At 42.7% G+C, this 14323-nt stretch carries 7 protein-coding genes; 6 read left to right on the top strand and 1 reads right to left on the bottom strand.

What is annotated here, in order from left to right; genetic code table 11:
- Positions 1–77 precede the first annotated feature (77 nt).
- The 3 genes from R3O62_RS06200 to R3O62_RS06190 all read left to right on the top strand — a co-directional run bounded on the left by R3O62_RS06200 (position 78) and on the right by R3O62_RS06190 (position 4755).
- Complete coding sequence (locus R3O62_RS06200) at positions 78–1433, top strand: glucoamylase family protein (protein WP_032531082.1); 1356 nt, start codon at positions 78–80, stop codon at positions 1431–1433.
- Positions 1434–2177, top strand: coding sequence for an SGNH/GDSL hydrolase family protein (locus tag R3O62_RS06195; RefSeq protein WP_032540359.1), 744 nt, complete (start codon positions 1434–1436; stop codon positions 2175–2177).
- 139 nt (positions 2178–2316) lie between these two features.
- Positions 2317–4755, top strand: a complete 2439-nt coding sequence (locus R3O62_RS06190) for a two-component regulator propeller domain-containing protein (RefSeq protein ID WP_317472432.1) — start codon at positions 2317–2319, stop codon at positions 4753–4755.
- 75 nt (positions 4756–4830) lie between these two features.
- On the opposite strand, the gene R3O62_RS06185 is transcribed toward R3O62_RS06190, so the two are convergent.
- Positions 4831–6480: an ATP-binding protein gene (locus R3O62_RS06185; protein WP_296184517.1), complete on the bottom strand. Its 1650-nt coding sequence runs from the start codon at positions 6478–6480 to the stop codon at positions 4831–4833.
- Positions 6481–6843: 363 nt separating this feature from the next.
- Between R3O62_RS06185 and R3O62_RS06180 the strand changes: the two genes are divergently transcribed.
- The 3 genes from R3O62_RS06180 (at position 6844) to R3O62_RS06170 (ending at position 14320) form a co-directional block, all read left to right on the top strand.
- Complete coding sequence (locus R3O62_RS06180) at positions 6844–10197, top strand: SusC/RagA family TonB-linked outer membrane protein (protein WP_005779139.1); 3354 nt, start codon at positions 6844–6846, stop codon at positions 10195–10197.
- A 17-nt stretch (positions 10198–10214) separates the two neighbouring features.
- Positions 10215–12062: a RagB/SusD family nutrient uptake outer membrane protein gene (locus R3O62_RS06175; protein ID WP_032531078.1), complete on the top strand. Its 1848-nt coding sequence runs from the start codon at positions 10215–10217 to the stop codon at positions 12060–12062.
- A 350-nt stretch (positions 12063–12412) separates the two neighbouring features.
- A complete protein-coding gene (locus R3O62_RS06170) occupies positions 12413–14320 on the top strand; it encodes a heparinase II/III family protein (RefSeq protein WP_005779142.1) in 1908 nt (635 codons plus the stop codon).
- Positions 14321–14323 lie beyond the last annotated feature (3 nt).

The raw sequence follows: 14323 nt of genomic DNA, 5'->3' as shown, positions 1-14323 counted from the left end.
AACGGGATAAATGATTAATCTGTGAAAATCCGTGTAATCTGTGGTGAAACCAAAACCATTACAAACAAGAAATCATTATGAATACCCAACTTGTCACTCACAACAGCAAGCTCCTCTTCTTCCTCTTCGCTCTTTTTCTTCTTGTAGCTTGCAAGCCAAAGGATAAACCTTCTTCTGCCGCTACCCTGACAGACGATGCCCTGATGGATACCGTCCAGCGACGAACCTTCAATTATTTCTGGGAAGCAGCCGAACCCAATAGCGGACTGGCACGCGAACGCTATCATATGGATGGCGAATATCCGGCCGGAGGTCCGGAGATTGTTACTTCAGGAGGAAGCGGCTTCGGCATCATGGCCATACTGGCGGGTATCGATCGTGGATACGTCAGCCGGGAAGAAGGGCTGCGCCGCATGGAGAAAATAGTCCGTTTCCTGGAAAAGGCGGACCGCTTTAAAGGCGCTTACCCACACTGGTGGAACGGTGAAACGGGACGTGTGCAACCTTTCGGACAAAAAGACAATGGAGGCGATCTGGTAGAAACAGCTTTCCTGATGCAAGGTTTGCTGGCCGTACATCAATACTATGCAGGAGGTTCAACCGAAGAGAAAGCTCTTGCGGCACGTATCGATAAACTATGGCGGGAGGTAGACTGGAACTGGTATCGCCGTGACGGGCAAAATGTGCTTTACTGGCACTGGAGTCCGGAATATGGTTGGGAAATGAACTTTCCGGTACACGGCTACAATGAATGCCTGATTATGTATATCCTTGCCGCTGCTTCTCCTACTCATGGAGTGCCGGCTGCGGTATATCATGAAGGATGGGCACAGAATGGCGCGATTGTTTCTCCACACCGGGTAGAGGGTATCGAACTGCATCTCCGCTATCAGGGTGGAGAAGTCGGTCCGTTGTTCTGGGCGCAGTATTCCTTCCTCGGACTCGATCCGGTGGGTTTGAAAGATGAATATTGCCCGAGCTACTTCAACGAGATGCGAAATCTTACACTGGTAAACCGTGAATATTGCATCCGCAACCCCAAACATTATAAAGGTTACGGGGCTGACTGCTGGGGGCTGACCGCCAGTTATTCCGTGGATGGATATGCTGCCCACGGCCCGTTGGAACGTGATGACCGGGGAGTGATCTCTCCCACCGCCGCCCTCTCTTCCATCGTCTATACACCGGACCAGTCACTGCAAGTGATGCGTCATCTGTATCAGATGGGAGATAAGGTATTCGGTCCTTACGGATTCTATGATGCCTTCAGCGAAACCGCGGACTGGTATCCGAAGCGATATCTGGCCATCGACCAAGGGCCGATAGCCGTAATGATAGAAAACTACCGGACCGGACTTCTATGGAAACTTTTCATGAGTCATCCCGACGTGCAGAACGGATTGAAGAAACTTGGATTTAACGTAAAGAAATAAATGATAAAATCAATATTTATCACCTTTTGTACTGTCCTCCTCTGCTGCAAGAGTGTTGCAGCAGAGGTACAAACGCCACAGGATTCTGTACGCTTCAGCGAATATCTTCCTGTCCGCCACACGGATCCGGTTACATGGGTAACCCGATACCAAGGAGAAATAGACCGGTACCAAACAGAAAACCGGACATTGAAAGATACTTCTTGCGACGTTCTCTTTTTAGGCAGTTCTTCCATCAACTTGTGGGATAACATTTACCGGGACATGGCCCCACTGAAGATTCTCCGCCGTTCATACGGTGGTGCCGCCTTACGAGACATGCTTTATAATTACGACGTGATTGCCCGGGGATATCACCCGCGCAGTATCGTGGTTTATGTAGAAAATGATCTTGCAGGTACCCCCGAGGATCTGACTGTCGGAGAAACATTCGACTTTTTTCGTTTACTGACCAATCGGCTGCAACGGGACTATCCGGATATTCCGATATTCATTCTCTCCTATAAGCCTTCGCTCGCACGCAAGGAGATGATTCCGAAGCATGAAATCATTAATACTTTGCTTAAAGAGTATGCTTCGAAGACGGACGGACTCACTTATGTCGACGTAGCCTCTTGCTTGTACGGTGCAAACGGAGAACTGCGAAAAGATATCTTTAAACCGGACGGCCTGCACATGAATCAGAATGGCTACGATCTCTGGACCGCTATCCTGAAACCGAAAATACAGGAAAGCATCCGATAAACCTACGATTTCCCCCACAAGCCTCCCTATCTGTTGAATGGTAGGGAGGTTTATTTCTGTTTATATACTTTTTTCATAGAGTTGGTATACTAAATCTATCTGTTATTTATATATTTGCGTTTATAAATACGGAATAACTATGAATAAACACAAATTAGCCTTTTCTTTTATCGGCATTTTCATCGTTCAATTATCATACGCCGGATATTTTAAACACATAGGTAGAGAAGAAGGTCTTTCGCAATCGTCTGTTATGGCTATCTATCAAGATAAACTGGGTAGAATGTGGTTTGGTACACGTGAAGGGGTCAACATCTACAATAGTGATAGGATGACGGTTTATAAAGCATGGATCCAGAACGGGAATCAACCGGATCAGAGAGTTCTGATAGGGAATGAGGTGAGCGCCATTACTGGAAGTCAAAACGGAGATGTGTTTTTAATTGTTGATCGTGCTTTATTGAAATACGATATTCGTAAAGAGACTTTCGAACGTCTGCGTCAAGGCTCTGTCTATGCTCTAACATCTCATGCCGGTGAGATATGGTGTGCCGGGCACGACTCTATTTTCCGATACAATCCCCAAAACAATCAATTAGATTTTCAGCAAAAAACAGGTATACCATCCATCAACTATCTGATGACAGATGGCAACAGATTTTATATCGGTGCCAAAGAAGGCCTATATACGACAGAAAATAAAGGAGCGGTTCAATGCCTGATCCCCAAAGTAGATGTTTACCGTATTTTCCAAAGTTCCAGTCAGGAACTTTGGGTAGGTTGCCGTACACAAGGGCTATACCATATCAACCGAAACGGACAAATTAGCCGCATTCCTTATGACCCCTCATCCCCCAAAGGCATTTCCAGTGAACAAATACGTGAATTTGTTGAAGATCAGCAAGGGAATATCTGGTTCGGAACCTTCGACGGTTTACAAAAATATGATCCACACACCCAAACCTACAGCCTCATCAAGCAAGAACAACGCCCGGGAGGACTCAGCCATTCTTCTATATTTTCGCTCTATCAAGATGTACAAGGCACTATCTGGATAGGTAGTTATTATGGAGGAGTCAACTACTTCAACCCGGATAACAACACATTCAATTACTACACTTATAATCCCGATCGCAGTGACTGTCTCAACTACCCGTTCGCCGGGGCCATGACCGAGGACAAAGATCATCACCTATGGATATGCACCGATGGTGGCGGATTGGCATGTTTAGACCGCCAAGCGGGGCATTTCAGGACTTACACTGCCGGAGGACCCAACTCTCTGCCCCACAACAATCTGAAGAGTATTTGTTACGACCCTAAAAGAGACTGCTTATATATAGGTACGCATATGGGAGGTCTTTCCCGGCTCGACCGCAAAACAGGACGTTTTTACAACTACCTCAATTACTCCACGAAAGGCAAAAAAGAGCCCAATGATGTTATTTTCCAAGTATCTTTCTATAACGACCAGCTAATCGTTTCCGCACGCAACGGAGTTTTCTCCATGAATCCCGATACGAATGAATTCCGCTTGCTTTATGACGGATATTACTATCAAACTTTCACCATTGACCCCAAAGGCTTTCTCTGGTTGTCGGCAGGTACTAACTTATATAGTATAAACCTGAAACACCCCGAAGAAGTTAAATCATTCAGCCTGCCTGCATCCATTGGACAGTTCGGCATCAGCAAGATTTTGAAAGGTAACAATCAATATCTTTATATCGCCACTTTAGGTTCAGGACTTTTTTGCTATAACGAACAAACTCAGACCTGCATCAACTATACTCCCGAACAGAACCAACTACTTAGCAATTATTGCTATAATCTTCTACAGACTTCGACAGATAACATACTTATCACAAGTGATCGGGGTATCACACTATTTAATCCAACCACCGAATCATTCCGTTCCATTGAACTGGATAACGGACTGTCCCTCTCATCCATCATTAATGGTTGTGGTGTATGGATGTGTAGTGATCATACAATATTTATCGGGGGTACAGGAGGGCTTAGTTCTTTTCTGGAGAAAGACCTGAACAAAGAATATCCCAAACCTAAACTCTATTTTTCAAGTTTATCCGTCAACAACGCACGGATAAGTCCGGATGACAAAAGTCGTATACTGACAGAAGGGCTCCCTTTTGTCCGGGAAGTAAATCTAAATGCCGCTCAAAATAACCTGACTATTGAGTTTGCTTCTTCCAACTATGTGGATATACTGAATAATACTTGGTATGAGTATCAGTTAGAAGGTTTTGACAAGCAATGGTCACTCACCTCACAAACAAGCCTGAAATACACTAATCTGGATCCTGGAGACTACGTGCTACACGTACGCCAAAAAGGCAACTCGCTGAAAATGAGCAAAGCACAAGAAATCTTATTACAGATACATATCAGCACTCCCTGGTATCTTACTTGGTGGGCATGGCTCAGTTACATCACCATCAGCATTTCAGTGACCTACTTTATATGGCGCGAAAAAAGTTCCAGAAGAACTTTGGCGATATTACGGCAAAATCCCTCTTCTCTCACCTATCATCAGATTCTTTTTAATCCGGCTATTTAAATAGACCATGAGTCCATATTGATTAAATAGTTTCTTTACGAGCATAAATTTACTTTCAGATGTTATTAACTTAGGTCATTTAAGATTTTCCTGTTTAGCTCCTTTGCGATATTCCATCGGAGTAACGTTATATTGGTTTTTAAAACAACGACTGAAATAGCGCGGAGAACCGAAACCTAACCTATCGGATATTTCTGCTACCTGCAAATAAGGTTCGTTCTTCAACATCAGTGATGCTTTTTTCAATCGGTGATTTAGAATAAATTCATTGGGTGTCATTCCTGTCAATGCTTTGAATTTTGTGTGCAACAACGTCCGTCCCATTCCAAGTTCCTGACATAATATACCAATATCAAAATCCTCATTATCAACATACTTATCTACCACTTTGATTACTCTATCCAAGAAACTTTTATCTATCGGATTAGCAGCCAACAGGTTGACTTCCGAAATCTGATCTTTAGCAAAACGGCTTTGCATCAACAAGCGGTTACGGATCAAATTATTGCAACGGGTTATTAAGATTTTTGCATTGAATGGCTTGGTGATATAGTCGTCTGCCCCACGACGTAGTCCTTCAATATTTTGATCTACAGTGTCAAGTGCAGTCAACAATACAATCGGAATGTGACACAGGTTTATGTTATTCTTTATTTTCAGGCACATCTCCGTTCCTGTCATTACCGGCATCATAACATCACTCACTATCAAATCGGGAACTTCTGCAAAAGCCTGTTTTAATCCCTCCTCGCCATTAGCTGCCGTCACCACCTGATAAAGTGATGAAAATATTTCTTTGAGTACATGCAGAAGTTCCACATTATCTTCTACCAACAGAACTTTCCGTTTCCCTTCCCGCCCATCTATCAAGGGAGTTTCGAACATAGAATCATCCTTTTCCATAAAGTTCTCATCCGGTATGGTACTCTCTTGTATCATAGGCTCTTTTTCTGGAGATTCCAGAAAAACGACTTCAGTATCCTTTTCAAAACAAGCACGAGTTTTAGGTAACTTCACAATAAAACAGCTTCCTTCATTTAACTCACTTTCTACCTCAATTGTACCATGATGTAGCTGAATAATACTTTTCGTTAATGCGAGTCCGATACCAGTGCCAACATGAATCGCTTTATTCCGATTGTCCGCCTGATAAAAACGGTCGAATATCCGCTCCTGTTCTTCTTTACTAATGCCATTTCCGGAATCTTTAACCGCAATAATTACCTGATCCGGCGTAGTAGAGGTCAATATATTTATTTCTCCTTTATCCGGAACATGTTTAAAAGCATTCGAAAGCAGATTAAACAGAACCTTTCTCATTTGCCAGTCATCTATCCAAATAAATACATCCTGTTCCAGTAGCTTCAGATGATAAGAAATAGACTTTTGAGAGGCATAAGCTGAGAAAGACAGATAGACCTCCTCCAAAAATGTATTCAGACTTTGTTCCGATAGTTTTAATTGGATATAGTTTTGATCGAATTTCCGGAAGTCAAGTAATTCTGAGATTAGGAGTTTCATTTGTTGGGCATGCTTCCTTATCCTGAAAATACTGTTGTGCAAAGATGGAGGTATTGTATTCTTCTGTAACATAAGTTCTACCTGACTTATAATGAGAGTTAAAGGAGTACGGAACTCATGGCTCACGTTGGTAAAGAATCGTAATTTAGCTTGATTCATTTCTTCAATATGTTCCTTTTCAATACGTTCTTTCTCCAACGACATCGCCAAAGTTCTTCTGGAACTTCTACTGAGTTAAGAACAATTAGTGCCTATACTGCGAACAAAAATAGCATAGAGAGGTCTGCTTCACGACATAGTCCGATTCTTTCATTTGTTTTTTGTAAAGTTTAATAGTATACGGATCATGAAAAAGAACAAATTATGCCCAAGATTCCTATTCAATTTAGCATCTTATCACAAAATTTTGTACATAAAACCATATGGAAAACACGGATTAGGACAGCTTCCCAATAGGCTCTGAATAATTAGTGCCCCTATTGAGAATAAAAGTATCACATCGGATCAGATCAGTTACCGTAGTTTTGCGATGTATTTAACACTTTTATTAACTCAATCTAAAGTATTATGAGAAAAAGCAAATTACATTTGCTACCCTTATCTTCTAAAAGGGTACTTGTAAGTACATCGTTAATAATGCTTTTAAGCGGTAGTGCCTGGGCTGTTTCTTCACAAGAGACAGTTGAAAACGGAGATGCGATCACAGCAGTCCCCCAACAGCACAGAACGATTAAAGGTATTGTAAAAGATGCAAATGGAGAACCGATTATCGGAGCTAACGTCATTGTAAAAGGTAATAAAACTATTGGCGTCATCACAAACCTGAACGGAGAGTTTAGTCTCGAAGTACCGTCCAACGCAACACTGCAAATCTCTTACATCGGCTATCTCAATAAAGAAGTCAAAGTAAGTGGCAACCAGGTGTCTTTCAACATCCAACTGGAAGAAGACAGCAAAACACTCGACGAGGTAGTAGTGGTAGGGTATGGCACACAGAAGAAAGCAAATTTAACAGGTGCCGTATCTTCCGTTGATTTTGAAGAACAAACTAAATCACGCCCCATTACGACAGTATCTTCGGCATTAGCCGGTCTAAGTCCAGGACTTCAAGCCAGTTCAGGCTCGGCAATGCCGGGAGAAGATAACACAACCCTACGGGTACGCGGTAACGGTACAATGAATAATGCCTCACCTTTGATTATCATCGATGGCATGGAAGGTTCATTGAATGCCATTAACCCTCAGGACATAGAAAATATCTCTATTCTAAAAGATGCAGCTTCTTGTGCTATTTATGGTGCCCGTGCTGCCAACGGAGTCATCTTAGTCACAACAAAAAGCGGCGATCGCGACAAGATACAGGTAAACTATAGTGGACGCGTCTCTTTCAACAGCCCGACACGCATGATAGAAACTATGAGCAACTATGCGGATTATATGGAATTAATGAACGAATCTTGCGAAAATGTTGGCTCCGGAACTCTTTTTGACCAAAAGTATATCGATTTGTGGAGAGAGAAATCAAAAGATCCCAATGGAGTAAACGAAAACGGTGTTCCTAATTACATCGCATACCCAAATACCAACTGGCTGAAAGAGCTATACTCAGGAGGTATGATACACGAACATAATCTTTCGGTTTCAGGAGGATCCAACAAAATTCGTTTCTTATTGTCAGCCCGTTATCAGGATAATGAAGGTATTGTAGACAATACAGCCAACAAAACCTACTCTGTACGTGCCAATATTGAAGCCAACCCAACTCAATGGTTGACTTTAGGTACGCGCACTTATGCCTCACAAATGGACCGTGAAGTGGGTGACTTTAGCAATGCCAATACTTTCCTCCGACAATCTACAGCCGGTACTTATCCTGAATGGAACGGAAGTTTCGGCTACCCGGAATGTCCGGACGAACGTGCAACAGCCAATAACCCACTATATAAACTGGCACGGAATGATGGCTTCAAACGCTACAACCGTTTCAACACGACCCTGTTTAGTAAGGTCAAGTTCTTTAAAGATCTAAGTTGGGATTTCAACTTCAATTACAACCGTTACATCTACGAAACCCGCCAATGGGGAGTACCCGCTTATCAGACACGTTTCAGTGACGGGGTAATTGTCGATGGTATCACTCCTCCTTCTCAATTAAGCACAAGTTTCGGTTATGAATCCAATTATTCTTATACATTGGAAAACCTGTTAAACTACCATCACACATTTGCTCAGAAACACGACGTATCCGCATTGTTAGGTTATCAGGAATTCTACAAGAATTACTATACTGTAGATGCCGCAAAGAAAGGCTTGATCGACGAATCACTGAACCAGTTTGATGAAGCAACCGAAATGACAAGTACCAAAGGTGCAACCCAGGATTATGCCACACGTTCTGTATTCGGACGCGTGAACTATGCATATGATTCCCGGTATTTATTTGAGGCGAATTTCCGTTATGACGGATCCTCACGCTTCCATAAAGATCATCGTTGGGGATTCTTCCCTTCCTTATCAGGTGCATGGCGCATCTCAGAAGAAAGCTTCATGGAAAATACCCGTGCCTGGCTGGATAACCTGAAAATCCGTGCATCTTGGGGTAAATTAGGTAACTCTGAAATTGGTAACTACGAATACATGTCGGTATACAGTACCACCAACGCAGTATTTGGAAATGCCTTAAATTCTGCACTGTATATGGGTGCCATCGCCAATAGCTTACTGCAATGGGAATCTACCACCTCTGTCAACTTTGGTGTTGATGTTAATTTATTAAAGGACCGTCTGAGCATAAGTGCCGACCTGTATCAGAAGAAAACCGACGGTATCTTATACCGCCCAACTATTCCTTATGTATTCGGAACAATGACTGCCCCCCGTCAGAACCTCGCCAAAGTGAGCAATAAGGGAGTTGAGTTATCACTGGGATGGCGTGATAACATAGGAGGGGTAAGCTACTCCATTAACGGCAACTTCTCATACAACAAAAGCAATATAGATGCCTATAACGGCTCTTATGAAAGAACATGGGTAGAAGATCCGAGTAACAAACTGACCGGAGGTAAATGGGAAGATAATATCGGTAAAGTGTCCAGTGGTGGCACAACCCCCATTGTTGAAGGCCGCATGATGAATGAATACTATTTACGGAACGTTTATCATGGCAATGGCTCTTACTACAATGCGGATGGCAGCGTAAATCCTCAAGGAGGACCTAAGACCGGTATGATCCGTACAGAAAAAGATATGACATGGGTAAAAGACATGATCGCAGCCGGATATGAATTTCAACCGGGCAAGACGGTTGCCAAAAACAAGATCTGGTATGGTGATTACATCTATGCCGACTCCAATAATAATGGAGTATATGGTGACGATAACGACTATACTTTCCAAAAAACATCCAATAAGCCCAAATACAATTTCGGTTTTCAGGCCTCTGCCGCATGGAAAGGATTCGACCTCTCTATGGTATGGGCGGGAGCTGCCGGATTCAGCATATACTGGGGAGCAACCACTGGCTATAATGCCGCATCTACAGAATGGGGTAGCACCATCGCACAACGGATTGCCGAAAACCATTATTTCTACAATCCCGAAAATCCGGATGATCCACGTACCAACATCAATGCGAAATATCCGCGTATGGCTTATATAGACGGCTATGTACAAAATCGTCATGGAAATACAACTTTATGGCTATACAAAGGTGATTATATCAAATTGAAGAACCTGTCTTTAGGTTATACTCTACCGAAAAACTGGGTTTCAAAAATCGCTATGCAGAATGCACGTGTTTACGTTTCAGCTGAAAATCTGCTGACAATTACCGGATTTGAAGGCCAAGACCCGGAATCTGCTACCGGTATGGGCTATTCTCCGTTTAGAACAATTGCAATAGGTGCCAATATAACATTCTAAATAAATCTTGAAATCTTATGAAACTATTAAATAAATTATTCATATTAACAGCCACAGCAATTGCTATAAGCAGTTGCCAGGGAGATTTACTGGATACAAAGCCATATGATAAAGCATCATCGGGCAGTATGTGGAGTAATGAAAACTTTTGTACTATGGGAGTAGCCTCTATCTACGCCACCCTGCGCGAAGGGTATGTGGCAAAAGAGGCTTATCTAATGGAGGCATTCAGCGTGGGTGCAACCTGTCGCGACAACGATTATCCACTGCTGGCCGGTACAGCTTCTATCGGTTCCGGAATATTCTCAGACTATTGGAAACAACATTATGCAGGTATCTATCGTGCCAATGATGCCATTGTACATCTACCCGACGCACCGATAAGTGAAAGCGTAAAAGGTAAATTATTATCCGAAGCAAAAGTATTGCGTGCGTTTTATTATTACAAGCTGAATGCAGTCTTCAGGGGTGTTCCTTATTATGATACGCCTATGGAACTTGATCAAGCAGACAAACCACGTGAAAGCGAAGAGAATATATGGAATTTCTGCATACAAGATTTAACCGACGCAATAAATGATCCGAATTTCCCCGACCGTATCGCTGCCGGTAAAGCAGAATGGGGTCATGTCACCAAATCAGTGGCTTATGCACTGCGTGGCAAAATCTATCTGTGGGCCAAAGAATGGAGTAAGGCGGAAGCAGATTTCCGTAAAGTAGGTGAATTGGGACATTCATTATTTCAGGATGGTTACAAGCAACTCTTCAAGGAAGCTAATGAACAGAGTGATGAAGCTATCTTCTCTTTGCAGTGTATCGATAACAATGGCAGCACTTACGGAAATTCCATGAGCTTCCGTTATGGCGGCCGTACTACATTTGGTTCTTGCTGGAACACCATGTTGGCCAGTGTGGATTTTGTAGAAACCTACGAAAATATAGACGGCAGTAAATTTAACTGGGATGAATACATTCCGGGGTTCTCAAGCTTAGATATTAAAGACCGTGAAGTATTCTTCTTGCGTAATACTGATCCGGCAACAGTAAAAGCACAGTATCGCGAAATCGGCTTTGACGGTACGGAAGAGGCATTGGACGATATGGTAAAAAAAATAAAAGCAAAAGTAGACGGACGTCTGGAAAAGCTGAGTGACAAGGCAAAAGCATTCTATCTGCCGGCAGGAAACGAGGCCCGTATTAAAGCTGCTTATGACAGCCGAGATCCTCGTTTAGCCCAGACTGTCATCACTCCATATGCTACATATGATGGTTCCGGAAACAGCGTAGACCACACCTTCACTTCACGCTGGCCTTATTATGGTGCCGACACCGATTATCCTTATGACTTACGCACTGACACCCAGAGCCATTTATACTATTTGTTCCGCAAATTTGTTGCCGAAGGTTCAAGTGAAATGACCAATCGCGAACAATCTCCGATTGACCTGCCAATTATCCGCTACGCAACTGTCGTCATAGGATTGGCTGAAGCATTGAATGAGCAGGGTAAAACCGACGAGGCCATCGAATGGTTGAATAAAGTACGCCAACGTGCCGGTGTTGCACTGTTGAACAGCAATACTGCCACTATGGTCCAGGGACAGGAAGATATGCGCATTCGCATCCAGAATGAATTCCGCTGGGAAACAGCGGGTGAAGGGGTTGACTTTTACGAAGAACTCCGTTGGAAAACATGGAAAGAAAGTAAGTTTAATAATGCTGATGGTACAGCCGGGATGAAAGATGTATGGGGTACTGTCACCTATCCTTATACATGGGGAGGAGACCAATATTATGTATGGCCAATCCCAAAACATGAAACTGATATGAATAAATCACTGACTCAGAACTCGGGCTGGAATTAAACAAATACGTTTAAGCTACTGATTCTTATAAACCAAAGGGGTGTGTCAAAACTCTTTTCGCCACAGATTACACGGATTATCACAGATTATCAACATAGATAATCAATGACTTAAAATTCACTCTGTGTTACTCAGTGTCTTCTGTGATGAGTTTCGACACACGCCCTCTATTCCATCTGAAAAGAAAGTTCTAAATAAACTCTCTTATCGACTTTTCCTCTTTTGAGGATTGACTCCCTCAAATATCCAACTAAAATAGAAAATTTATATAGCATTAAGAACCATTTAGTAAGATGAAATAGCAATAAATTTTGTTACTTTGCCTACGTTAAAATCTTAATTTTATTACGATGAAGAAATTATTAATATTCACTCTCTTGCTATGCTGTACTGTAAGAGCCCTCAGCTATACAGAACGGAACTATCTTCAAAAACAAGCCAGCGTAAGCAGTTTGCAGGAAGTGCTTATATTAAATCAACAATGGGTCACTTATCCTGCCTATACCGACCGAACCGGATGGGACACTTTTTTAGGCTCTTTCAAGAATGAATGTATCCTTCGCGGAGAGAAGCAGCTGAATTATCAATGGCAGGTTGTGAAAGCTACTGATTATATGGAATTTGAACGCAGCGGCAACCGTAGCGTTATGGAAACTCCCTTCGCCAACAATAACAATGCCATAGCCGACCTGCTACTCGCTGAACTCGCAGAAGGGAAAGGACGATTTATCGATCAGCTGATCAACGGTGTATATCATTCCTGCGAGATGACTTCCTGGGCATTAGCCGCCCATTTGAATGCACAACAGTCTCACCGCTCACTACCCGATTTTAAAGAAAACATCATAGACCTGACAGCAGGTGACCTGGGCTCTTTACTCGCATGGACCTATTATTACATGCATCAAGAATTTGACAAACTCAATCCTGCCATATCCGAACGTTTACGGCATACGCTCCAACAGCGTATACTGGATCCTTACATGAATAACGATCACTTCTGGTGGATGGCAGTGGACTATAAACCGGGAATGATGGTCAACAACTGGAATCCTTGGTGTAACAGCAACGCCTTAATGTGTTTTATGCTGCTTGAAAATGATAAAGAAATGTTAGCGAAGGCAGTATACCGCAGTATGGTTTCGGTAGATAAATTCATCAACTATACCCATACCGACGGTGCATGTGAGGAAGGTCCCTCCTACTGGGGACATGCCGCAGGAAAAATGTTTGATTATCTGGAATTACTGTCAGCCGTTACCGGAGGAACTGTCTCCATCTTCGATAATCCCATGATAAAGAATATGGGCGAATATATATCACGTTCATACGTGGGCAAAGGATGGGTGGTTAATTTCGCTGATGCCTCGGCGAAAAGCAGTGGAGACGCTCCCTTGATATTCCGGTATGGCAAGGCTGTAAACAGTAACGAAATGAAAGGATTCGCTGCTATGATTAACACCAATAAGCTTCCTTCCGGACGCGATATATACCGTACGCTTGCTGCTATAAAAATTGCGAACGAACTAAAAGAAACTCAAGCGGCACATCTGACTCCCCCATTCTCCTGGTATCCGGAAACCGAATTCTGCTATATAACTGACAATAAAGGAAACTTCCTGGCCGCTAAAGGAGGATATAACGACGAAAGCCATAATCATAATGACGCAGGTACCTTCTCATTCTGGATAGACCAAACTCCTTTTCTTATTGATGCCGGAGTAGGGACTTATACACGCCAGACATTCAGCAAGGATCGCTACACCATTTGGACCATGCAGAGCAATTATCACAATCTCCCCCTGATTAATGGCGTCCCCCAGAAATACGGAGCAACATATAAAGCAACACAAGTACAAGCTGACAAAAGGAAAAACACATTCACAGCCAATATAGCGACAGCCTATCCGGCCGAAGCAGAAGTGGAATCATGGATACGTTCCTATTCACTTCAGAAAGGACAATTACGGATTTCAGATTCTTTCCGTCTGAAGACAGCCAAACAGCCCAATCAAATCAATTTCATGACATGGGGGCAGGTGTGTACGGAAATACCGGGAAAAATTCAATTGGAAGTAAAAGGAAAGAAAGCCGTCATAGAATATGATAAACAACTGTTCGATGTGAAAACAGAAATAATCCCATTAACAGATCCCCGGCTATCCAATGTATGGGGTAAATCGATTTGTCGCATTACACTCACAGCAACAAACATTTATAAAACAGGAAATTATTCTTTTACCATAAAAAAACAATAAAAC

This window comes from Bacteroides hominis (genome assembly GCF_033042785.2).
Lineage (GTDB): Bacteria > Bacteroidota > Bacteroidia > Bacteroidales > Bacteroidaceae > Bacteroides > Bacteroides hominis.
This window is presented reverse-complemented; position numbering and strand designations above follow the sequence as displayed.